We start from the raw sequence: 23,461 nt of genomic DNA on the forward strand, positions 1-23,461 counted from the left end.
CGCGATCCGACGCTCACGATCGCGCACGCGTTCCTAGCGTGAGAAGACGCAACGATGCGTCCACCGAGGAGAGCCCCATGACCGCACCTTCGTCGCGCCGCCGCGACGGCGCCGGGACCGTCGACGACGAGCCCGTCATCGTGACCGACCCGAACCTCCCACCCGTCGCCCTCTCCGCCGAGCATGAGGCGAAGAGCCGGCGCTGGACCCTGCCGAAGATCCTGATCTGGACCGCGATCGCCCTGCTGGGCGGTGTCGCCTGGGTGATGCTCGCCGTCGTCCGCGGCGAGACCGTGAACGCGATCTGGTTCGTGTTCGCCGCGGTGTGCACGTACCTGATCGGCTACCGCTTCTACTCCAAGGTCATCGAGCGCTACATCACGCGCCCCGACGACCGCCGCGCGACGCCCGCCGAGGTCAAGCAGGACGGCAAGGACTACGTCCCCACTGACCGCCGCGTGCTCTACGGCCACCACTTCGCCGCGATCGCCGGCGCCGGACCGCTCGTCGGCCCCGTGCTCGCCGCGCAGATGGGCTACCTCCCCGGCACGATCTGGATCATCGTCGGCGTCGTGCTCGCCGGAGCCGTGCAGGACTACACCGTCCTCTTCTTCTCGATGCGCCGTGGCGGTCGCACCATCGGACAGATGGCCCGCCAGGAGCTCGGGAAGATCGGCGGCACGGCCGCCATCGTCGCGTCGCTGCTCATCATGCTGATCATCGTCGCGATCCTCGCGCTCGTCGTCGTCAACGCCCTCGGCGAGAGCCCCTGGGGCGTCTTCTCCGTGGCGATGACCATCCCGATCGCGCTGTTCATGGGCGTCTACCTGCGCTATCTGCGGCCCGGCAAGGTCACCGAGGTGTCGATCATCGGGTTCGTGCTGCTCATGGCCGCGATCATCGCGGGCGGCTGGGTCGCGGGCACCGACTGGGGTCAGGCGATCTTCCACCTCGACCGCACCACGATCGCCTGGGGCATCATCATCTACGGCTTCATCGCCGCGGTGCTCCCGGTGTGGCTGCTGCTCGCTCCCCGCGACTACCTCTCCACCTTCATGAAGATCGGCGTGATCGTGATGCTCGCGGGTGCCATCGTGCTGGTGCGGCCGGAGATCTCGGTTCCCGCGGTCAGCATCTTCGGCGAGAACGGCATGGGCCCGGTGTTCGCAGGACCGCTGTTCCCGTTCCTGTTCGTCACGATCGCCTGCGGTGCGCTGTCGGGCTTCCACGCGCTGATCGCCTCCGGTACCACCCCCAAGCTCATCGAGAAGGAGCGCCAGACCCGCTTCATCGGCTACGGCGGCATGCTCATGGAGTCGTTCGTCGCGATCATGGCCCTCGTCGCCGCGATCTCGATCGACCAGGGCATCTACTTCGCCATGAACGCCCCGACCGCGGCCACAGGGGGTACGGTCGAAGGGGCCGTGGCCTTCGTCAACTCGCTGGGCCTGACGGGGGTGAACCTGACACCCGAGATGCTGACGGGCACGGCCACCCTGGTCGGCGAGGAGTCGATCGTGTCCCGCACCGGCGGCGCCCCCACGCTCGCCCTCGGCCTCGCGCACATCATGCAGCAGGCGCTCGGCGGGCAGGCGCTCATGGCGTTCTGGTACCACTTCGCGATCATGTTCGAGGCGCTGTTCATCCTCACCGCCGTGGATGCGGGCACCCGCGTCGCCCGCTTCATGCTGCAGGACTCGATCGGTGCCTGGTTCCCCAAGTTCCGCGACGTCTCCTGGCGTCCCGGCGTGTGGATCTGCACCGCGATCATGGTGGCCGGCTGGGGAGCGATCCTCATCCTCGGCGTCACCGATCCGCTCGGTGGCATCAACACGTTCTTCCCGCTGTTCGGCATCGCCAATCAGCTGCTCGCCGCGATCGCGCTCGCCGTGGTGCTGGCCATCGCCGCAAAGCGCGGCCCCAGCTACGTCAAGTGGCTGTGGATCATCGGCCTGCCGCTCGCGTTCACCGCGGTCGTGACCATCACGGCATCGCTCTACAAGATCTTCTCGCCGGTGCCGGCGATCGGATACTGGGCGAACCACTTCCGCTACGTCGCCGCGCGCGACAGCGGAGACGACGCGCTCGGCGCGCCCGAGGTGCTCGACGCGGTCATCCGCAACACGGCCGTGCAGGGAACCCTGTCGATCATCTTCGTCACCCTCGCCATCATCGTGATGGTCACGGCGGTGATCGTCACGATCAAGGCGATCCGCAACGGGGGAGGCGAGAACACGGAGGACACCCCGGTGGCTTCGCGCAGGTTCGCGCCGGCCGGCTTCCTGCCCGACGCCGACGAGCGCGCGCTCGAGAAGCAGTGGGAGCCGATCCTCGCCGACGAGCGCAGGGCCTCGACCCACTGAGATGGCCGACATCGTGAATCGGACGGATGCCGTGATCAGCCCGCTGCGCGCACTCTTCGGCGCGGTCGGCCGGGTCGGTCGCGGCATCCGCTGGTACATGACCACGCTGATGGGCGACACCGCGTACGCCACGTATGTCGCCCATCACGGCCGTCATCACCCGGACGACGAGCCGCTCACCGAGCGGCAGTTCTGGCGCCAGCGCATGGATGACCAGGACCGCAATCCCGGCGCCCGCTGCTGCTGAGGTGCGCTGGCCCCGATCCCTAGGCTGAACACATGAACGACGTCGTCCTCGCCGCGGTGCTGGGCGTGCTCGGCGGCATCGCCCTCACGGTGATGCTGCTGCTCGCCCGGCGGTTCGCGCGTGGGGCCGCCGATCTCGGCAGCGATGCGGAGCAGGGAGCGCTGCATGCCCTGCATCAGGCGAGTCTCGCCGCGCCGCACCTCCGTGGCGGACTCGCCGCACCCGACGTGGTCACGGCTGCGCGGCACCTGCGGGTGCTGCTGGGCAGCGCGGCCGTCGCGATCGTGAGCGCCGAAGGCACGGTCTCGTTCGACGGCGCATCCGAGGGGTTGGAGTCGGCAGCCCTGCGGATCGCTGCGCAGGTGCGCTCGTCGGGCCGACGTCAGGTGTTCCCCGCCCCGACGAAGTCCGACGACCTGGAGGCCGTCGGTGCGCCGATCCGCGTCGAGGGTCGCACGATCGGTGTGGTCGTCGCGTTCGCGAGCCCGGTGCGCGCGGCGCTCGTGCGTGCGGCCGAGGAGGTGGCCGACTGGTGCGCGGCACAGGTCGAGCTGGGCGGTCTCGACGCTTCCCGCACACAGCTCGCGGAGGCGGAACTGCGATCTCTGCGCGCGCAGATCTCGCCGCATTTCATCTACAACGCCCTCACCGCGATCGCCTCGTTCATCACGACCGACCCCGATCGGGCGCGCGACCTGGTGCTGGAGTTCGCGGACTTCACCCGCTACTCCTTCCGCCGTCAGGGCGAGTTCACCACGCTCGCCGAGGAGCTGGGCAGCATCCACTCCTATCTCGAGCTGGAACGCGCGCGGTTCGGGGAACGGCTGCGGGTCACGCTGCAGATCGCACCGGAGACCCTCGCCACGGTCATCCCGTTCCTGTCGGTGCAGCCGCTCGTCGAGAACGCGGTGCGGCATGGGCTGGAGCCGGGCGAGGGCGGCGGCGAGATCCGCATCACCTCCCGCGACGACGGCACCCACACCGAGATCATGGTCGAGGACGACGGCATCGGGATGGATCCGGAGGGACTGCGCAGCCTGCTCACGTCCGGCGAGGACGGCGGCCACGTGGGGCTCCGCAACGTCGACACGCGCCTGCGTCAGGTCTACGGCGGCGGCGGCGGCCTGGTCGTCGAAACGAACACGGGCGCGGGTACCCTGGTGCGCATGCGAGTCCCGAAGTCGCAGCCCCAGCACGATCCGGACGACGACTGAGGTGCGCGCATGATCGACGTCCTCGTCGCCGATGACGAGCAGCCGGCGCTGGATGAGCTCGTGCACCTGCTGCGCGCGGATCCGCGGATCGGCGACGTGAGAACGGCGACAAGCGGAGCCGATGCCCTGCGGCAGCTGTCGGAGCGGGCGGTCCGGATCGCATTCCTCGATATCCACATGCCCGGCCTGCTCGGCACGGAGTTGGCGCGGGCGCTGCTGACCCTCGCCGAGCCGCCGTCTGTCGTGTTCGTCACGGCCGACGATGCCAGGGCCGTCGAGGCGTTCGAGCTCCGCGCCGTCGACTACCTGCTCAAGCCGGTGCGTCGGGAGCGACTGCGTCAGGCGATCGATCGAGTGGTCGAGCTCGGCGATACCGCCGCGTCGGGCGACGACGAGCTGCTGCCGGTGACCGTCGGGTCCACTGTACGGTTCGTGCGCCGCAGCGATGTCCATTGGGTGCAGGCGCAGGGCGACTACTCGCGGCTGCACACCGGCGACGGCACCGGACACCTGGTGCGCATCCCCATCTCCGAGCTCGAGACCCGCTGGGCCGGGGCCGGGTTCCTCCGTATCCACCGCTCCTCGCTCGTGCGGATGACGGCGGTGACCGAGGCCCGCCTCTCCGGTGGGGAGCCCGCCGTGTCGATCGGCTCGCTGGTGCTTCCGGTCAGCCGCCGACTGGTGCCGGCGGTGCGGGAGGCGCTCGTGCGCGGGGAGGTGAGCGGATGACCGAGCCCCCGAAGCGCGTGCGGGTGACGGCTGACCTGCCCGACCGACGCCCGAGCGCCCTGACGCGCGGCATCGCGCTGCCGGGTGCGCCGGTGGATGAGGCGGATGCGGTCTATGCCCGCGCGCTCATGCGCAGCCAGCTCCGTCTCGCGCTGGGGACGGTCGCCGGGTTCGTGGTGGTCGTCATCGCGCTGACGCTGACGATCGCGCTCATCCCCGAGATCGGACAGCTGCTGGTGTGGGGCCTCCCGCTGTCGTGGCTCCTGCAGGCGTACGCGTTCTATCCGATCATCGTGGTCTTCGCCGTGCTGTACGTGCGTACCGCGGCCCGCAACGAACGGCGGTACCGTGCGCTCCGGGACCGCGAATGAACGCCGTCATGGACCTCGTCGGCGTCGCGCTCGTCGTGGTGGCGACCCTGCTCATCGGCATCTACGGCTTGAGAATCTCGCGCACGACGAGCGACTTCTTCGTCGCGTCGCGCACGGTGCGGCCGGTGTGGAATGCCTCGGCGATCAGCGGTGAATACCTTTCGGCGGGCACGTTCCTCGGGCTCTCGGGGCTGGTGCTGCTCGACGGTGCCCGCGGTTTCTGGTTCCCGATCGGCTACGCGGCGGGGTACCTGCTGGTGCTCGCCTTCGTCGCCGCCCCGCTCCGCCGCAGCGGTGCGTACACGATCCCCGACTTCATCGAGACCCGACTGGAGTCGACCTCTGCCCGCCGGGTGACCAGCATCGCGGTGCTGGTGATCGGGTGGCTCTACATCGTGCCGCAGCTGCACGGTGCCGGGATCACGCTGCTCGTGGTCGCCGGGCTGCCGGAATGGGTGGGTGCGGTGACGGTCGCGGTGCTGGTGGCTGCGGCGGTGGCCGCCGGTGGCATGCGGGCGATCACGTACGTGCAGGCGTTCCAATACTGGCTCAAGCTCACGGCCCTGCTCGTGCCGGTGGTCTTCATCGCGTTCGCCCTCAGCGGCGGGCCGCACGACTTCGATCCCGCTCTCGTCTTCCCCGTCGAGGCCGGCCCGTCGGGGTTCGACGCCTACGAGACGGCGTCACTGCTGCTGGCGCTGCTGCTGGGCACCATGGGGCTGCCCCACGTGCTGGTGCGGTTCTACACGAGCCCCACGGGTGTCTCGGCGCGACGGACGACGGTGATCGTGATCGGCATGGTCAGTGCGTTCTACGCCGTGTCGAGCACGATGGGTTTGCTGGCGCGCATCGCCGCTCCGGATCTCGCGGTGCCGGGCGTGGCCGACACGGTGGTGCTGCTGCTGCCGTCGCGGGTCTTCCCCGGAGTGTTCGGGGAGCTGCTGACGGCGCTGATCGTGGCGGGAGCGTTCGCGGCGTTCCTGGCGACGTCGGCCGGGCTGGTCGTCTCGCTGGCGGGGGTGATCAGCCAGGATGTGTTCTCGGGTTCGGTGCGCTCGTTCCGCCTCTCAGCCGTGCTGTGTGCGCTGGTGCCGCTCGCCGTGGCGCTGTTGACCGCCCCGGCGGGCTTGGGCTCGAGCGTCGGCGTGGTGTTCGTGGTGGCCGCATCGACGCTGTCGCCAGTGGTGCTGCTGGGCGTGTGGTGGCGCGGGCTGACGGCGCGCGGTGCCGTGGCCGGGATGCTGTCGGGCGGGATCGCGGCTGGACTCGCCCTTCTCGTGCATGCGGCGGTCGACGGCGTCGGGGTCGCCGCCCCCTATCTCGCCCAGCCGGCCGCGTGGACGATCCCGCTCGCGACGGCCGTCACGGTGGTGGTGTCGCTGCTCGACCCCCGCGGACCCTCGCCGCGTACGGAGCGCTTCCTCGCGCGGGTGCACACCCCCGAGCGCGGCTGAGGCAGCGCGCGTCAGATCCTGCGGCTGCGGGGCATGAGCCGCACGGGCGGGAGCGGAGGGGCGGGGATGCGCACGTCGTGGCCGGCGACCACCCCGAAGCGGTCGGACTCCGCCTCCCAGGCTTCTCGCGCGGCGACGATCTCGTCGTGCGTGCGGCCGGCGAAGTTCCACCACATCACGATGTCGTCCTCGAACGGCTCGCCGCCGAGCAGGAACAGCAGGGCGCCCTCGTCGCTCGACACCTCGACCGTGTCGCGCGAGTCGCCGAGGTAGAGCAGGCCGTTGCGGTCGAGCGGATGCTCCGCCACCACCGCGTCGCCGTCGACGAGCATGAGCGCGTGCTCCCACTCGGTCCGCAGCGGCAGGTGCACGCGGGCGCCGGGGGCGAGCACGATCTCGGCCCCGACGATCGGGGTGTGCACGGTCGCGGGCGAGGTCGTTCCGGCGAACTCGCCCAGCACGACCGTCGCCTCGGCATCCGACCCCTCGTCGGCCGGCAGCACCACGCCCGGGAGCTCGGTGTGACGTTCGAAGTCGGGGGCGCCGTGGCGCGTGGCCTCAGGGAGCACCACCCAGAACTGCAGGGCGTCGAGCGGCACCGGGCCCTCGCCGATCGAGTACTCCGAGTGCGAGATGCCATCACCCGCCGTCATCAGGTTCAGCTGTCCGCGGCGCAGGTCGGCGTCGCTGCCGAGCGAGTCGCGGTGGCGGATCTCGCCGACGAGCGGCCAGGTCACGGTCTGCAGTCCGATGTGCGGGTGCGGCTCCACGCGCATCTTGGTGTCGGCGGGACCGAACCGGTCGAGGAAGCACCAGGCGCCGATGGTCGGCAGGTTGCGATGCGGCAGCGCCCGCAGCACGTTCATGCCGCGGACACCGCCGAGCGGCACCTCGCGCGGTTCGAGGATGAGACGGCGCTGGCCGATCATTCCGCGCGGCCCGACGGGTCTGCGCCTGCGGAAGCGACGTGGTGCGGCGAAGACTTCGGCCAGCGGATCTCGGCGCCCGCGATCTCGTGCGTCTCGAGGTACTTCGCGATGTACGGGCACAGGGGGACGATCGCCTCGCCGTGCGCGACCGCATCGGTCAGTGCGGCGGATGCCAGCTTTCCGGCGAGTCCCTGTCCCTGGAACGCCGGGTCGACCTCGGTGTGGAGGAAGCGAATGGAGCCGGGGCGCAGGTCGAACTCGGCGAAGCCGGCCAGCACGTCGTCGGAGCGGATCTCGTAGCGCGAGGCGGCGTCGTTCCGGGTCACGGTGATGTCGGTCAACGGATACTCCTTCGGGCAGGGTCTCCGTCCAACCTACGCCCGCGTGCGCAACGCCGGGCGGTTCAGCGCACCCGGCACGGGATGGCGATGGAAGGAGGCGCCTCCCGCGTCGGCGGGGGTCGTTACGCTGGAGGAATGCCGCAGACTCCTCGTGACCCCTATGCGGATCTGCCGTACACCGACGAGCCCTACGACGACGGGTGGGAGGAGTCCGTTCCGCCGGAACCCATGGACTGGGAGCCGCAGGGGGCGGGATTCGAACCACCGCTCGATTGGGGGCAGGGGCCCATCACCCCGGTGGCATCGACGCCGTCGTCCACGGTGCGGCGCGCGACACCCAGCCGCTTCCCGAGCGCACGCGAGGCCCTGCATTCGGTGTTCGGCTACGACGAGTTCCGCGGCGACCAGGCCGCGATCGTCGAGCAGGTCATCGCGGGCGGCGACGCCGTCGTGCTCATGCCGACAGGCGGGGGTAAGAGCATCACCTACCAGGTGCCGGCGCTCGTGCGCGAGGGCACCGGGCTCGTGATCAGTCCGCTCATCGCTCTGATGCACGACCAGGTCGACGCGCTGCGCGCCAACGGTGTGAACGCCGCGTACCTCAACTCCACGCAGGCGATCGATGAACGGCGCGAGGTCGAGCGGGCGTATCTGGCCGGCGAGCTCGACCTGATCTACGTCGCCCCCGAGCGCCTGTCGAACGCCGCCACCACGGCCCTGCTGCAGCGCGGCACGCTGAGCGTGATCGCGATCGACGAGGCGCATTGCGTGTCGCAGTGGGGCCACGACTTCCGCCCCGACTACCTCGCGCTGGGCGACCTGGGCGAGCGGTTCCCGGGCGTGCCGCGCATGGCGCTCACGGCCACGGCGACCCGGGCCACGCACAAGGAGATCACCGAGCGGCTGCACCTCGATGGTTCTGCGGGGCGGGCAGCAGCGAAGCACTTCGTGGCGAGCTTCGACCGTCCGAACATCCAGTACCGCATCGTGCCCAAGGTCGATCCGCGCAAGCAGCTCGTGGCTTTCATCCGCTCCCAGCCCGAGGGTGCCGCGGGCATCGTGTACGCGCTCAGCCGCAAGTCGGTCGAGCAGACGGCGACGTACCTCGCCGCCCAGGGGCTCGACGCCCTGCCGTACCACGCGGGCCTTCCCGCCGAGGTTCGTGCGGCCCACCAGTCGCGCTTCCTGCGCGACGACGGGGTCGTCATGGTCGCGACCATCGCATTCGGCATGGGCATCGACAAGCCCGATGTGCGCTTCGTGGCGCACATCGACCTGCCGAAGTCGGTCGAGGGCTACTACCAGGAGACCGGTCGCGCCGGGCGCGATGGCGAGCCGGCCGTGGCCTGGATGGCGTACGGGCTCGGCGACGTCGTGCAGCAGCGTCGGCTGATCGACCAGAGCCCCGGCGACCGCACGTTCAAGATGCGGATGGGGCAGCACCTCGACGCGATGCTCGCCCTGTGCGAGACGGTGGAGTGCCGTCGGCAGAACCTGCTCGGGTACTTCGGTCAGGAGTCCGAGCCCTGCGGCAACTGCGACACCTGCCTCGACGACACCGAGACCTTCGACGGCCTGGTGCCGGCGCAGAAGCTGCTCTCGACGATCGTGCGGCTCAAGCGCGAACGCAATCAGGCGTTCGGCGCCGGGCATCTGATCGACATCCTCCGTGGAGCATCGACCGAGCGCATCCGGCAGCAGGGCCACGACAGCCTCGCCACGTACGGCATCGGCAACGACCTCTCCGACCAGGACTGGCGCAGTGTCGTGCGGCAGCTCCTCGCCCGCGGCATCCTGATCGCCCAGGGCGACTACGGCACACTCGCGCCGGGCGAGCAGGCGGCCGGCGTGCTCCGGGGGGAGACCGCGGTACCGCTGCGCAAGGACACGATCGGGCGCCCGACGTCGTCGCCCCGCGCACGCAAGGCGAGTGCCGCCGATGCGCTCGATGCGGGTGATCGCGACCTGTTCGAGGCGCTGCGCGCGTGGCGGGCGGCGACAGCCCGCGAGCAGGGCAAGCCGGCCTACATGGTGTTCGGCGATGCCACGCTCCGTGCGCTCGCCGAGCATCGTCCGTCGTCGCTCGCCGCCCTCGACGGCATCACCGGCATCGGTGAGAAGAAGCGGCAGGACTACGGCGAGGGCGTGCTCGCGGTCATCTCCGCAGGGTGAGCCTCCCCGCCTCCCCGCCCCGGTCCCGGTGCGGTTTCACTGGCGTGCCCGCATATTCCTGAAATGGAATTCAAGAAAAGGGTAGATATTCCGTCGGAGGTGTCGTAGAAAATTCGTACTTGCGCCTGACCGGCGATGTTGCCGGTTCCTGGGGGGGCCTGATGAGTCGGACTTCGGTCCGGATTAGCAGGAGGGCAGTCGATGTTCAGTGGCAACAGGAGGACTCTGCGCAAGCGCAGAATCCTTGCAGTGGCGGCGATCAGTGCAGTGGTCGTCGGAGGTGTGATGGCGCCGACAGCGGCGTCCGCAGCTCCGGGAGACGAGTCTGCCTCCAGTTCCCGCTTCCTGTCGGGAAGCCTGCTGCTCGGGGGCATATCCCTCGATGATGTCGTGGCGCTGCAGGGGGTGCAGACCTCCCACGATGGATCGAGCACGGCGCCCAACACCTCGACCGGTGCCCTGAACCTCGGCGCGCTCAACGCCCTCAGCCTCAGCATCCCCAGCGGCCTCAGCGTGCCGCTGTCGAACTTCATCTCCCTCGGGGCGGTGAACCAGTACTCGCAGTCGAGCAACGGCGGAACCTCGCGCGCCGCCGCGGGGGCCGTCGCCGACAACGGCGTGATCGACACCACGGGCGGAGGTGCCTACCCGTCCAACGCCGCGATCAACCTGCAGGGACTCCTCGGCAGCACGGTGACCTCCGTCGTCGCCGACCTGGACGTGTCGCTCAACGCCATCAGCGCGGAGGTAGCGCTCGCCGGCGACGGTGCGGTCACCCGCGACTACAACGTGGCCGGCGGAAACGTGACGCTCCAGCTTCCTGCCATCACCGGGCTGACGAACACGCTGACCGGCACCGGCGGTGTGGTCTCGACGGTCGACGCGGCGGTGAACACGCTGACCGGCCCGAACGGCCTGCTCGCCGGGGCCCTCGCCGGGCTCAACAGCGCCTTGGCCCCGTTGCTGGGCAACCCGGGTCTCAACATCACGATCACCACCACGGTGAACCAGGCGATCAACAACATCCTCGATACGCCGCTGACCGACGGTGTGGTGACCGTGAACCTGCGCACGGGGGTGGTGTCGGCGAATCTCGACGCGCTGCTCACGAACGTCGAGGGACACGGGCTGAACAACCTCGGCGTGAACGAGGAAGTGCTGTCCGCGCCGGTCCTCACCGGCCTGATCAACCGCGTCGGCACGCTGCTGAACACCGTGCCGACGCTCGTGCAGACCACCCTTCGGAGCACCCTCAACGCCGCCACGCTGAACATCGGCGCGGCGATCTGCCTCGTCGGGACCGGGCCCACCTGCACCACGCCCGTGGTCGACATCGGCACGGGCATCACGGTCTCGGTGCCGAACCAGACGCTGCAGAGCGTCGTCGAAGGCACCGCGACGGCGACGATCTCGGTGAAGGCGGCCGGACTCGCGGTGCCGATCACGGTGAGCACCCTGCTCGCCGCCCTCGCCACGCCGATCAACAACGTGCTGCTCGGACCGGGCGGTGTCGTGAACACGGTCGTGCCGACGGTCACCACTGCCGTGAACAACATCATCACGGCGATCGCTCCGGCGGTGAGCCTGCTCAACGGTGTGGTCTCGCTGCGGGGCAACGTGCAGGCCAGCAACGGCCCGGTGTACAGCCAGGACGCTTTCGTCCTCACGGTCGGTGCGATCGCGGGTGGCGGCGGAGTGGGAACACTCGTGATCGCCCATGCGCAAGCCGGGCCCAACGCTCTCGGACCGGTGATCTCGGTGACGAGCCCGGTCAAGCCCGGACTCTCGACCGATCTCACGTCCAGCGGCTGGCCCGCGAACACCGCGGTCACCGTGCAGCTCCGCAACTCCGGCGGCATGGCGGTCGGCAACCCGGTGACGGTGACGACCGACGGGGATGGCGCGTTCCCACCGGGGCAGGTGCTCACAGTTCCGCCCACGGCCCCCGCGGGCGACTACACGGTCGCGGCGACGGCAGGTGGCGTGACGGTGGAGGCCCCGCTGGTGGTCGAGCCCTACACGCCCACGGTCACGGCGAGCGGGCCGGTCACGGTCGGTGAGGCGACCACGCTCACGTCGAGCGGCTGGCCGGGTCTCGCCGAGGTGACGTTCCAGCTCGAGGATCCTGCGGGCAACGCGGTCGGCTCACCGGTCACGGTGACGACGAACGACTCCGGGGTGATCCCGGCCGGAACGACGCTGACCGTGCCCGCCGGATCGCCGATCGGCGAGTACACGGTGCGCGGCGAGGATGAGTTCGGCACCACGGCCGAGGGATCGCTGACGGTCCTGGCTGTTCCGGGAACACCCGTGCTCACCGCGTCGGGACCCGTGAAGCCGGGCCAGACGACGACGGTCGCCTCGGGTGGGTGGCCGAGCGGAGTGTCGGTGACGCTCCACATCGAGACCCCCGGCGGCACGACCGTCGGTGACCCCGTGACGGTCACGACCGATGGCGACGGGGCGATCCCGGCGGGAACGACGCTCACGGTCCCGGTCACTGCGGTGCCCGGCGACTACGTGGTGGTCGGTGTCGGCGACGGCGAGACCGCCCAGGGACCCCTGGTCGTGGAGCCGTGGGCGCCGACCGTGACGGCCACGGGGCCGGTGAAGCCGGGGCAGACGACGACGATCACGTCGGGTGGGTGGCCGCCGAACACGTCGGTCACGTTCCAGCTGCAGAACGCGTCGGGTGATCCGATCGGTGCTCCGGTGACGGTGACGACGGATGCCGAGGGCAACGTGCCGGCGGGCACGGTGCTGACGGTGCCCGCAGGAACGGACATCGGGACGTATGACGTCGTCGGAACCGACGTGAACGGGAACACGGGCGAAGGCACCGTTTCGGTGGAGCCCTGGGCGCCGACGGTCACGGCGTCGGGGCCGGTGAAGCCGGGGCAGACCACGACGGTCACGTCGGGTGGGTGGCCGCCGAACACGGAGGTCACGTTCCAGCTGGAGGACGACAACGGCGACCCCGTCGGCGATCCCGTCACCGTGACGACCGATGGGAACGGCGATGTGCCGCCGGGAACGACGGTGACGGTGCCGGCAGATGCTCCTCCCGGCGACTACACGGTCGTCGGGACGGATCCGGACGGCAACACTGGAGAGGGCGACCTCACGGTTGCCGCGTGGACGCCGACGCTCGCCGCGACCAGCCCGGTCGCTCCGGGAGACACCACCACGGTGACCTCGGACGGATGGCCTCCGCTCGCGGTGGTCACGCTGCGGATCGAGAACGCAGGCGGCACCACGGTCGGCACTCCGGTCACCGTGACGACGGACGCGAACGGCGCCGTGCCCGCGGGGACGACCCTCACGGTTCCGGGCTCGGCAGCGCCGGGCGACTACACGGTGGTCGGCGAGGACGAGAACGGCAACACCGCCGATGCCCCGCTCGTGGTCGAGGCCGTGGCCACCGACACCGATCCGGTGACGGACCCCGGGACCGACACCGACACGGGTACGGACCCTGGCACCGACACGGGTACGGACACCGACACCGGGACGGACACCGGGACGGACACGGACACCGGGACTGACACGGATACCGGGACTGACACCGATCCGTCGACGGACACCGGAACCGACCCCGGGACCGACACCGACACCGGGACGGACACCGACACCGGGACGGACACCGACACGGGTACGGACACCGACACGGGCACGGACACGGATACCGGGACGGACACGGACACCGGGACGGACACGGACACCGGGACCGACACGGACACCGGGACCGACACGGATACCGGGACCGACACGGATACTGGGACCGACACGGACACCGGTACGGACACGGATACCGGGACGGACACCGATCCGTCGACGGACACCGGAACCGACCCCGGGACGGACACGGACACGGGAACCGATACCGGGACCGACACGGATACCGGGACCGACACGGACACGGCGACGGACACGGACACGGACACGGGAACCGACACCGACACCGGAACCGACACCGACACGGCGACCGACACCGGTACGGACACGGACACGGCGACTGACACGGACACCGGGACCGACACGGACACAGCGACCGACACGGACACCGGTACAGACACGAGTGCCGACCCGGGATCCGGGACGGACACGGATCCGGGGACGGACACCGACACCGGAACGGATACCGCGACGGACACCGGAACCGACACCGGCACGGACACCGGAACGGATCCGGGTGCGCAGCTCGGGATCACGATCGCCTACCCCGTGCGTGAGCGCGGACAGGTCCAGTCGGCCACGGGAACCGGGTTCGAACCGGGCGAGCAGGTCACGGGTGTCGTGCAGTCCGACCCGGTGAACCTCGGCACGCAGACCGCGAACGCGGCCGGTCAGGTCACCTTCACCTGGACGATCGGGTCGACGCAGGATCTCGGCACGCACACGGTCACGCTCACCGGAGCGGAGTCCGGGGCGGTGTCCATCCAGTTCCGGGTGGTGGCCGCGGGTCTCGCGACGACCGGTGGTGAGTCCGGACCATTCCTGGCCTGGGGCGCCCTCGCCCTGTTGGCCGGTGCAATCCTCGCCGCGGGTGCGCGACGAAGGCTGGTGGAGGTCGCGTCCAAGACGTGACCGACATCATCGGCGGCGCCCGAGGTCCCCAGGCTCGGGCGCCGCCAACGTCTCCTCATCACCGCGAGCAGAGGACGCACATGACCCAGACGTCGACGAAGCCGTCATCGATTCCGACGGCGGCGAAGGTCGTCAGTGCGGTGGCCCTCGTGGTGGCCGCGACGCACATCTTCCTCACTGCGGTCTTCAACGTCCCGTCCACCGAAGTGAAATACACCGCCCTGCCGGGGGCCGCGGCGGATGCCTACATCCGTCCGTACTTCGTGCAGGACTATCGGATCTTCGCACCGGACCCCGCGAGCGCGGACCGCGATCTGTGGGTGCGCGCGTGGGTCGAGAAATCGAACGGGGAACGCGTCGAGACGAAGTGGGTGGACGTCACGGCGATCGAGCTCGCGGAACCGTATCGGCGCGTCCTGCGCAAGCAGCTCACGGTGATCGGTGCCGAACAGCTGATGACGTCCTACGGCAAGCTCTCGGAGGCGCAGAAAGCGATCGCCGAGAGGAACTTCCACGATACGGGCGATCTGGCCGCGCTGAACGAGGCGCTGCTCGCGGTTGACGGCGCGAATGCGAACGACGTGCGCGCGTTCATCCGGGCGACGAACTACACCACTTCTTATGCGACGCAGGCGGCGCGCGCGCTGTGGGCGGATGACGGCGAGATCATCGCCGTGCAGACCCGGTCGGTGTACAGTCCCGTGGTCCGGTGGGAGGACCGGAACGACCCCGATGCCGTGCGCCCGAGCTCCTCCTATACGAGGCTCGGGTGGCGTCCCGTGCTGGAGTGGTCGCAGCAGAGCGAGGACGCCTTCGCGCGCACGTTCCTGCACTGGGCCGATGCGGCGGGGGTCACCGGGTCGCTCACCGACGACGAGGACGCCGGATGATCGCCGTCGCCCGCCTGTGGGACAGCCTGCTGCACTGGTTGCTCGACCGTCGTCACGCCACCTACGGTCTGGCCGTGATGCGCATCGGCTTCGCTGGGCTCACGATCGTCAGCATCCTCCTCTACCTGCCGGACTACTCCTACACGTTCGGAGAGGGTTCGCGGTGGGGGGAGTCCCTCTACCGTCCCAGCGGCGTGAACTCCTATCTGTGGCCGATCTCGATCCTGTTCTCGCGCGGCGATCCCGACTGGCTGACCTTCCTCAAGCTCGCGGTGCTGGTGGCGGTCGCGGTGGCGTACCTGCTGGGCTGGCGGATGCGCGTCATCTCGCCCCTGTTCGTCGTGTTGTGGCTCGGCTACGCCTCGACGAACCCGCTGGTGCTGAACACCGGGCACTACCAGACCTTCCGGGTCATGCTCCTGTTCCTGCTGCTGGCCGACACATCCCGTCGCTGGTCGCTCGATGCCCGTCGACGTCGGCTCAGCGGGGGAGAGCGGCCGCTCGCGATCCGCGGACACGCGTTGCCGCGCTGGGTGCCCGTGCTGTCGAACAACATCGCCGTGATCCTGATCGGCGCGCAGCTGTGCATCGTCTACATCACGAGTGCGCTGTGGAAGCTGCAGGGGTCGATGTGGACCGACGGCATCGCCGCCTACTACCCGCTTCGTCTGGAGCAGTTCATCCTCATCCCGTGGCTCAACGAGATCGCCTGGCACGTGACGCCCGCGATCTTCGTGGCCTCCTGGCTGAGCGTCTACGTGCAACTGCTGTTCCCGTTCACCCTCCTCAATCGGTGGACGCGCATCGCCGGGCTCATCGCGATCACGGGGATGCACGCGAGCATCGGCATCCTGATGTCGCTGCCGTTCTTCTCGCTGGTGATGATCTTCAGCGACATGATCTTCGTCCGCGATGTCACCTGGAGGCGCGCGCAACTGTGGGTGCACACGCGTGTCGTACGGCGTCGGACCCTGCGCCGGCGCGGGACTGTGAGCACTCGACAACCAGACGATGGCACGCCCCGTGGGCCAATTGGAGAGGAGGTACAGCCGACTTCGCCGGAAGTTGTCGGAGTCCTACCATGAGAGCATTCCACCTTCTCTGAGAGGAACGTTCATGGTCGACGCTGCCGTTCGCCCCACGAAGACCCCGATCGCCGAGTCGGCCACTCCCGCCATCGACGTCGCGCGTGTCAACGAACTCCTGATGGGGACCTGGGGCGACGTCCGCCGCCAGGCCCGCGAGATGATCAAGGACTCCGCGTTCTGGCGCAAGGACGAGCTCGGCAAGGACGAGCACCGCGAACGTGTGCTGAGCCAGCTGCACCTGCTGGTCGAGAACAAGGCGGTGCACCGCGCGTTCCCGAAGTCGCTCGGCGGTGAGGAGAACAACGGTGCGAACATCGCGGGCTTCGAGGAGCTCGTCGTCGCCGACCCGAGCCTGCAGATCAAGTCGGGCGTGCAGTGGGGACTGTTCGGCTCGGCGATCCTGCAGCTGGGGACGAAGGAGCACCACGAGAAGTGGCTGCCCGGCGTGATGGACCTGTCGATCCCCGGCGCCTTCGCGATGACCGAGATCGGTCACGGCTCCGACGTCGCCGCCGTCGGCACCACAGCCACGTACGACCCGGAGACGGAGGAGTTCGTCATCAACACCCCGTTCCGCGGGGCGACGAAGGAGTACCTCGGCAACGCGGCGCTGCACGGCGTGGCGGCGACCGTCTTCGCACAGCTGATCACCAACGGTGTCAACCACGGCGTGCACTGCTTCTATGTGCCGCTGCGCGGCGAGGACGGCGTCGACCTTCCCGGGATCGGCCGTGAGGACGACGGTCTCAAGGGCGGTCTCAACGGCATCGACAACGGCCGCCTCTCGTTCGACCACGTGCGCATCCCCCGCACCAACCTGCTCAACCGCTACGGCGACGTCGCTGCCGACGGCACCTACTCCAGCGCGATCGACAGCCCCGGCCGCCGCTTCTTCACGATGCTCGGCACCCTGGTGCAGGGGCGCGTGTCCCTCGACGGCGCGGCATCCTGGGCGTCCGCGCTCGGTCTGCACATCGCGATCACCTACGCCACCCAGCGTCGCCAGTTCGACGGCGCGGACGGGCAGGAAGTCGTACTCATGGACTACGGCAAGCACCAGCGCCGCCTGCTTCCTCGTCTGGCCACCACGTACGCGCAGATCTTCGCGCACGACGAGTTCCTGCAGAAGTTCGACGGCGTCTTCTCGGGCCGCACCGACACTCCGGCCGATCGTGAAGACCTCGAGACCCTTGCCGCCGCGCTCAAGCCGCTGTCGACCTGGCATGCGCTCGACACGTTGCAGGAGGCCCGCGAAGCCACCGGCGGTGCCGGCTTCATGTTCGAGAACCGTCTGGTCGGGCTTCGCGCCGACCTCGACATCTATGTCACGTTCGAGGGCGACAACAACGTACTCCTGCAGCTGGTCGGCAAGCGACTGCTGACCGACTACGCCAAGCAGTTCCAGGGCAAGGACGCGGCGGCCCTCGCGAAGTTCGCGGTCGGGATGACCGCGGGCAAGGTGTTCCACGGCGCCGGGCTCCGCCAGCTCGGCCAGGCCGTCTCCGACTTCGGTCAGGTGAGCCGTTCGGTCGAGCGCGGGCTCCGCGAGGAGCAGCAGCACGACCTGCTCGCCGGGCGCGTGCAGCAGATGGTGGCCGACATCGCCGCCCGACTGCGTCCCGGTGCCAAGGACAAGGCCCTCGGCGCGCGCCTGTTCAACGAGAACCAGGCCGAGCTCATCGAGGCCGCCCGTGCGCACGGAGAGCTGCTGCAGTGGGAGGCGTTCACCGACGCCGTGCATCAGATCGAGGATGCCGACACCAAGAAGGTGCTCACGTGGCTGCGCGACCTGTTCGGTCTTCAGCTCATCGAGAAGCACCTCGCCTGGCACCTGATCAACGGACGCCTGTCGACGCAGCGCGCCGCGGCCGTGTCGAGCTACATCGACCGTCTGTGCGCCCGCCTGCGCCCGTACTCGCTCGACCTCGTGAACGCGTTCGGCTACGAGCCGGAGCACGTGCGTGCGCCCATCGCGAGCGGTGCGGAGAAGCAGCGTCAGGACGAGGCCCGCGCGTATTACGCCGACCTCGCCGCGTCGGGTCAGGCCCCGATCCAGGAGAAGGCGCTCAAGAAGAAGCAGCGCTGACGCCGCGCACGCAACTCCTCAGAAAACGGGCGGGATCACACGATTCCGCCCGTTTTCTCCGTGCGGGGTCAGCTTCTTGAGGGGTCGTGCACGGCGGCGAGTGCGACGGGGGTCAGGCGACCAGGACCTCCGCGCCGGTCAACCGGGCGACGAGTTGCGGCGCGAGCGGCGCATCCGTGCCGAGCGCGACGCGCACGTTCGCGCCAGGCTGATCGTGCGGACCGCGGCGCTGCCCGCGCAGGTCGCAGATGACCTGGCCGCGTGCGGGTCCCTGTGACGTGTCGACCACCACGGCGACCGCCGGGGCATTCGTGGGAGTGACCCCGCCGACGGCGATCGCTGCTGCGAGGGGGTCGTGCAGGGCGCTGCAGCGCTCGCCGTAGGTGTCGACGTAGAAGTCGAAGTAGAAGCCGAGCATGTCGCCGATGGCCCGGGTGAGCGGGATGTCCGACGCCAGGAGGGCTGCGCGGTCGTCCTCGTCGAACACGTTCTCCATCGTGACGTCGAGCGGCACGAGCACGACCGGCCAGGCCGCGGAGAGCGTCGCGGCAGCCGCCTCCGGGTCGTTGCCGATGTTGGCCTCGGCCACGGGGGTGATGTTCCCCGGCACGAGCGCGGCGCCGCCCATCGCAGTGAGGTTCGAGACGCGCGACGGGAGCGTCGGGTCCAGAGCGAGCGCGGTGGCGATGTTCGTCAGCGGGCCCACCGTGATGACCTCGAGCGTTCCCGGGTACTCGTGCGAGAGGCGGATCAGCATGTGCGCGGCGTCCTCGTCCTCCGGCAGGCGCTCGGCGGGCGCGAGGTCGATCTCGCCGATGCCGTTGTTGCCGTGCACGTGCGGGGCGCCGCCGTCGAAGGGGTGGCTCAGGAAGTCGTGGCAGCCGACGGCGACCGGGATGTCGGTGCGTCCGGCGAGGGCGAGCAGGCCGAGCGTGTTCGCGGCCGCCTGGGCCGCGCTGGTGTTGCCGCTGACGGTGCCGATTCCGACGACCTGGATCTCGGGCGAGGCCAGGAGGTAGGCGAGGGCGAGCGAGTCGTCGATGCCGGTGTCGCAGTCGAAGTAGACGGGGCGGGCGGGGGTGTGGGACATGTCGTGCTCCAGTGTGGGGGAGGGCGGCCGCGGGGTGCGGCCGCCCGAGGATTCAGTTCGCGACCGCGGTGCGGGGCGTGATCAGGAAGCTGGTGATGAGGGCGAGCGCGGTGATGCCGACCGAGATCCACAGCGCCGTGACGTAGCCGCCGGGCGTGCCCTGCGCGGCGAACGGCGCGACGATGCCGATACCGAGGCCGGCGCCGATCCCGAAGGCGCTGCCGTTCAGCCCCGGGAGTGCGGCCGGGGCCTCTGCCGGGGACTGCACGACGCCTAGACCGTTGATCGTCGTGAGCACGATGCCGTTGTAGGTCACCCCGAGCAGCGCGATCATGGCGAACACGACCCAGAAGCTCTGCGGCATCAGCGCGATCACGATCAGCAGGACGAGGCAGGCGATCATGCCGATGCGCAGGATCGGGATCCACCCCTTGCGCCCGGCGAGCCAGCCCGACAGGGGAGCGGCGAAGACGCCGATGAGAGCGGGCGGTGCGAGGAACAGCAGTGCGGCCGTGGCGGCGTCGAGTCCGAAGCCGTTGGTGCTGTCCTGGCTGAGCAGCACGACCGTGAAGTTGATCACGGCGAAGACGCTGGACAGCGTCAGCACGGTGGTGGCGAGCACGGGCCACACCTGGCGGGAGCGCAGGTGCTGGACGGCGATGAGCGGGGTGACGCGATTCTTCTCGATGAACCCGAACGCCACCAGCGCAACGATAGTGCCCGCGAGGTAGAGCATCGTGATCGGCGACAGCCAGCCGGCGCTGGGTCCGGACGAGACGAAGTAGGTCACGCTGATCAGGGCGATCGAGAGCACGGCTGCTCCCCACCAGTCCATCCGGCCGGGGGAGACGCCGCCGGAGGACGAGGGGATGACCAGGGCGACGCACACGATCGCGAGGATGCCCACGAGGAAGATGACGACGAAGATCGAGCGGAACCCGAAGGTCTCGCTCAGCAGTCCGCCGATGTAGCCGTCGACCCCGCCGACGCCGCCGTTGACGGCGGTGATGATGCCCAGCGTGGTTCCGAAGACCTTGGCGCTCAGCGATTCGCTGAGGATCACGTAGGCGAGCTGGAAGGCGGCGCTCGATGCGCCCTGCAGCACGCGCCCGATGAGGAGCACGGTCAGGTTCGGCGCGAACAGGCACAGCAGGGTGCCGATCGACAGCAGGCCGAGCACGATGAACAGCGCGCGCTTGCGGCCGATGAAGTCGCTCCAGCGCCCCAGCACCACTCCGCCGACCGCGCCGGCGACGAAGAACAGCGACGACACCTGCGACACCTGGCCGATGTCCTCGCCGAGCTGCGTCGCGATGTCGGGGAGGGCCGGGGTGATCATGCTCGCGTTGAGCTGGTACGAGAGCACGCCGAGGATCAGGGTCGCCACGAGTGCGACGGCCCGGGGGCCGTGGACGGGCTCTCGGGTGATCGGGCCCGGAGAGGCGGTGGGGGCGTGGGTGTGCACGGAGACTCCTTCGTCAGGGATGCCCTCGGGTGAGGCTTGTATGATGTTATACCTCTTCGGTCATACATGGTCAACGGGTGACTTCTCGTGCTTGAATACGGAGGGTGCTCAGACCGGAGCGGCCACGGAAGGAGCGCGATATGGCGAATGAGATCGATCGGTTCCTCGGTCGCAGCCTGACGAGCACCGTGGGGCAGCCGCTCCGTGTCGCGGTCTATTCGCGCATCGCCGACGGCATCCGCTCCGGGGTCTTCGAGCTCGGCTCGGCGCTTCCTCGCGAGACCGAACTGGGCGTCGCGCTGGGCGTCAGCCGCACGGTCGTGCGTGAAGCACTGATGCTCCTGGAAGAGGACGGCCTCATCATCACGCGGCGCGGTATCGGCCGGTTCGTCGCCGACGATCTGCCGCGGGTGGGGTTGGAAGAGCTGCGTCCTCTCGAGCAGGCGCTCTCCGACGGCGACGACGATGTGGTCGTGCGCCCGATCAACTTCGAGCTGCAGTCCACCACCGACTTCACCTCGAGCAAGCTGGCGCTCGATCCCGCGGCGAACACCTGGTTCCGGGAGGCCGTCGTGGAACGGCACGGCGAACCCGTCGCGATCCTGCAGGAGCACCTTCCCGCCGGTCGCTACCTGAGCGACATCAGCCAGGAGATCGCCGACGGGCTCGACAAGGCGGCGGCATCGTCGTCGAGTGTGCTCGCAGCCCTGCGCGAGCAGACCGGGGCGACCTTCGACTCGGCGGTGTGCGAGATCACCGTCAACGTCGTCGGCTCCTCCCGCGGCGCGCTCCTCGGTCTCCGGCCGGTCGATCCCGTGCTCATCCTCACCCAGACCGTGACCTGCGGCGGGCGGCCGGTGTACCTCGCCAAGTGCATCGTCTCCTCCCGCGTCGGCCACCTCTCCGTCGTCCAGACCACCTCCTGATTGCGAGTCCCCGTGACCACACCTCTTCCGCTCACCGTCGTGGGCAGCATCAACGTCGACCTGACCGCGCGCGCGGACCGGCTGCCGCAGGCCGGTGAGACCGTGGGCGGCGGCCGCCTGGTGCGGGAAGCGGGCGGCAAGGGAGCGAACCAGGCCGCCGCGGCCGCACGGCTCGGCGCGCGCGTGCGCATGATCGGCGCCGTCGGCACCGATGCCGACGGCGCGTGGATGCGAGCGGAGCTCGATGCGGCTGGAGTCGACACCGCCGGCATCCGGACCAGCGATGAGCTCACCGGTGTGGCCCTGATCGTCGTCGACCGCGAAGGCGAGAACCAGATCGCGGTCTGCGAAGGAGCGAACGGCCACGTCGACCTCGACGGTGTCGCGTTCGGTGCCGACGAGGCGGTGCTCGCGCAACTGGAGATCTCGATGGATCTCGTGGTCGAGCTCGCCGAGCGTGTTCCCGGATACCTGGCTCTCAACGCGGCACCCGCCCGCGACCTTCCCGAGGTGGTGCGCGAGCGTGCCGACCTGATCATCGTGAACGAGACCGAGTACGCGCTCATCCCCGCCCTGCGCACGGCGAAGCGCGTCGCCGTCACCTACGGTGCGGAGGGAGCCCGGCTGTTCGAGTCGGGTGTGGAGGTCGCGTCCGCCCCGGCGGTGAAGACCACGGTGGAGAACACGGTCGGAGCGGGAGACGCGTTCTGCGCCGCGCTCACGATCGGACTCGCCTCCGGCGTGCCCGCGGCGGACGCGCTCGCCGCCGCCTGCGCCGTCGGTGCGGCCGCGGTGGCCGACCCGCGCTCGCAGCCGTTGCTCTCCGCGTACGACACCTACCTCCCGCGCTGAGCGCCGATGGCGATGTCGGTCGCCGCGGATAGCCTGAACGGATGACCTCTCTTCTCACGGGCCCCGACGCCCGCGACCGCTGCGCCTGGGTGGGTGACGACGACGAGTACCGTCGCTACCACGATGAGGAATGGGGAACACCGTTGCACGGCGATCGTGCCCTGTTCGAGAAGATGGCGCTCGAGGGGTTCCAGGCCGGTCTCTCGTGGATCACGATCCTGCGCAAGCGACCGCGCTTCCGCGAGGTGTTCGCGGGCTTCGAGCCCGAGATCGTGTCCGAGTTCGGGGAAGACGACGTCGAGCGTCTGATGGCCGACGCGGGGATCATCCGCAATCGCGCGAAGATCGAGGCGACCATCGGCAACGCCCGCATCGTCCGGGGCATGGCCGAGGGAGAGTTCGACGCGCTGATGTGGTCGTTCGCGCCACCGGCGTCCGAGGTGCGACCGGCATCCTTCGCCGATGTTCCGGCAGTCACGGCGGAGTCGACGGCACTGAGCAAGGAGCTGCGTCGTCGCGGGTTCCGCTTCGTCGGTCCGACCACCATGTACGCGCTGATGCAATCGGGGGGCATGGTCGACGATCACATCGCGGGATGCTGGCGGGCGTGAGCCGTGGCGATGGGGAAATCTGCCCATCGAGCAGTATTCTGCGTCG

General features: G+C 69.5%; 18 protein-coding genes. 14 read left to right on the forward strand and 4 right to left on the reverse strand.

All coding sequences use genetic code 11. The features are described from left to right. The first annotated feature begins 77 nt into the window (after positions 1 to 77). The 6 genes from WFM69_RS05665 to WFM69_RS05690 are packed head-to-tail and all read left to right on the forward strand — an operon-like array spanning position 78 to position 6,378. Positions 78 to 2,363: a carbon starvation CstA family protein gene (locus tag WFM69_RS05665; protein WP_337002548.1), complete on the forward strand. Its 2,286-nt coding sequence runs from the start codon at positions 78 to 80 to the stop codon at positions 2,361 to 2,363. Between the two features lies 1 nt (position 2,364). Beyond that, the gene (locus WFM69_RS05670) at positions 2,365 to 2,610 is read left to right on the forward strand and encodes a YbdD/YjiX family protein (RefSeq protein WP_337002550.1); all 246 of its coding nucleotides are present in this window, start codon (positions 2,365 to 2,367) and stop codon (positions 2,608 to 2,610) included. Positions 2,611 to 2,642: 32 nt separating this feature from the next. Then, positions 2,643 to 3,824: a sensor histidine kinase gene (locus tag WFM69_RS05675; RefSeq protein WP_337002552.1), complete on the forward strand. Its 1,182-nt coding sequence runs from the start codon at positions 2,643 to 2,645 to the stop codon at positions 3,822 to 3,824. Positions 3,825 to 3,833: 9 nt separating this feature from the next. Next, positions 3,834 to 4,553 (forward strand): LytR/AlgR family response regulator transcription factor, encoded by a 720-nt coding sequence (locus tag WFM69_RS05680; RefSeq protein ID WP_337002554.1) that lies wholly within the window; start codon positions 3,834 to 3,836, stop codon positions 4,551 to 4,553. Beyond that, on the forward strand, positions 4,550 to 4,924 hold the full coding sequence (locus WFM69_RS05685) for a heavy metal transporter (protein WP_337002556.1): 375 nt from the start codon (positions 4,550 to 4,552) through the stop codon (positions 4,922 to 4,924). Before WFM69_RS05680 ends, WFM69_RS05685 begins: the two co-directional genes overlap by 4 nt. After that, entirely contained in the window at positions 4,921 to 6,378 is a 1,458-nt protein-coding gene (locus WFM69_RS05690; RefSeq protein ID WP_337002558.1) for a sodium/solute symporter, read from the forward strand. The genes WFM69_RS05685 and WFM69_RS05690 overlap by 4 nt, the downstream gene beginning before the upstream one ends. Positions 6,379 to 6,389: 11 nt before the next feature. On the opposite strand, the gene WFM69_RS05695 is transcribed toward WFM69_RS05690, so the two are convergent. Together WFM69_RS05695 and WFM69_RS05700 are read right to left on the reverse strand one after the other, a co-directional pair. After that, positions 6,390 to 7,307 carry a pirin family protein gene (locus WFM69_RS05695; RefSeq protein WP_337002560.1) on the reverse strand — a complete coding sequence of 306 codons (918 nt, stop codon included), beginning with the start codon at positions 7,305 to 7,307 and terminating at the stop codon, positions 6,390 to 6,392. Then, positions 7,304 to 7,648, reverse strand: a complete 345-nt coding sequence (locus tag WFM69_RS05700; protein ID WP_337002562.1) for a GNAT family N-acetyltransferase — start codon at positions 7,646 to 7,648, stop codon at positions 7,304 to 7,306. Before WFM69_RS05700 ends, WFM69_RS05695 begins: the two co-directional genes overlap by 4 nt. 135 nt (positions 7,649 to 7,783) lie before the next feature. Here WFM69_RS05700 and recQ point away from each other — a divergent pair, with 135 nt between their 5' ends. From recQ to WFM69_RS05725, 5 genes are all read left to right on the forward strand, one after another. After that, positions 7,784 to 9,820 carry a DNA helicase RecQ gene (gene recQ, locus WFM69_RS05705; RefSeq protein WP_337002564.1) on the forward strand — a complete coding sequence of 679 codons (2,037 nt, stop codon included), beginning with the start codon at positions 7,784 to 7,786 and terminating at the stop codon, positions 9,818 to 9,820. A 249-nt stretch (positions 9,821 to 10,069) separates the two neighbouring features. Continuing rightward, positions 10,070 to 14,407, forward strand: a complete 4,338-nt coding sequence (locus WFM69_RS05710) for a choice-of-anchor G family protein (RefSeq protein WP_337002566.1) — start codon at positions 10,070 to 10,072, stop codon at positions 14,405 to 14,407. Between the two features lie 80 nt (positions 14,408 to 14,487). After that, positions 14,488 to 15,297, forward strand: a complete 810-nt coding sequence (locus tag WFM69_RS05715) for a DUF5819 family protein (RefSeq protein WP_337002568.1) — start codon at positions 14,488 to 14,490, stop codon at positions 15,295 to 15,297. Further along, the gene (locus WFM69_RS05720) at positions 15,294 to 16,382 is read left to right on the forward strand and encodes an HTTM domain-containing protein (RefSeq protein ID WP_337002570.1); all 1,089 of its coding nucleotides are present in this window, start codon (positions 15,294 to 15,296) and stop codon (positions 16,380 to 16,382) included. The genes WFM69_RS05715 and WFM69_RS05720 overlap by 4 nt, the downstream gene beginning before the upstream one ends. 31 nt (positions 16,383 to 16,413) lie before the next feature. After that, positions 16,414 to 18,471, forward strand: a complete 2,058-nt coding sequence (locus WFM69_RS05725) for an acyl-CoA dehydrogenase family protein (RefSeq protein ID WP_337002572.1) — start codon at positions 16,414 to 16,416, stop codon at positions 18,469 to 18,471. A 112-nt stretch (positions 18,472 to 18,583) separates the two neighbouring features. Here WFM69_RS05725 and WFM69_RS05730 read toward each other — a convergent pair whose 3' ends face one another. Together WFM69_RS05730 and WFM69_RS05735 are read right to left on the reverse strand one after the other, a co-directional pair. Next, complete coding sequence (locus WFM69_RS05730) at positions 18,584 to 19,561, reverse strand: nucleoside hydrolase (RefSeq protein WP_337002574.1); 978 nt, start codon at positions 19,559 to 19,561, stop codon at positions 18,584 to 18,586. Positions 19,562 to 19,613: 52 nt separating this feature from the next. After that, entirely contained in the window at positions 19,614 to 21,026 is a 1,413-nt protein-coding gene (locus WFM69_RS05735) for an MFS transporter (protein ID WP_337002576.1), read from the reverse strand. 140 nt (positions 21,027 to 21,166) lie between these two features. On the opposite strand from WFM69_RS05735, the gene WFM69_RS05740 reads away from it, so the two are divergent. Genes WFM69_RS05740 through WFM69_RS05750 form a run of 3 tightly spaced genes read left to right on the forward strand, consistent with a single transcriptional unit; the run spans position 21,167 to position 23,415 of the window. Continuing rightward, entirely contained in the window at positions 21,167 to 21,952 is a 786-nt protein-coding gene (locus tag WFM69_RS05740) for a GntR family transcriptional regulator (protein WP_337002578.1), read from the forward strand. A 12-nt stretch (positions 21,953 to 21,964) separates the two neighbouring features. Continuing rightward, positions 21,965 to 22,804 carry a PfkB family carbohydrate kinase gene (locus WFM69_RS05745; RefSeq protein ID WP_337002580.1) on the forward strand — a complete coding sequence of 280 codons (840 nt, stop codon included), beginning with the start codon at positions 21,965 to 21,967 and terminating at the stop codon, positions 22,802 to 22,804. Positions 22,805 to 22,845: 41 nt separating this feature from the next. Beyond that, positions 22,846 to 23,415, forward strand: coding sequence for a DNA-3-methyladenine glycosylase I (locus WFM69_RS05750; protein ID WP_337002582.1), 570 nt, complete (start codon positions 22,846 to 22,848; stop codon positions 23,413 to 23,415). Positions 23,416 to 23,461 lie beyond the last annotated feature (46 nt).

The organism is Microbacterium sp. LB12 (assembly GCF_037150835.1).
In the GTDB taxonomy this organism is placed as follows: domain Bacteria; phylum Actinomycetota; class Actinomycetes; order Actinomycetales; family Microbacteriaceae; genus Microbacterium.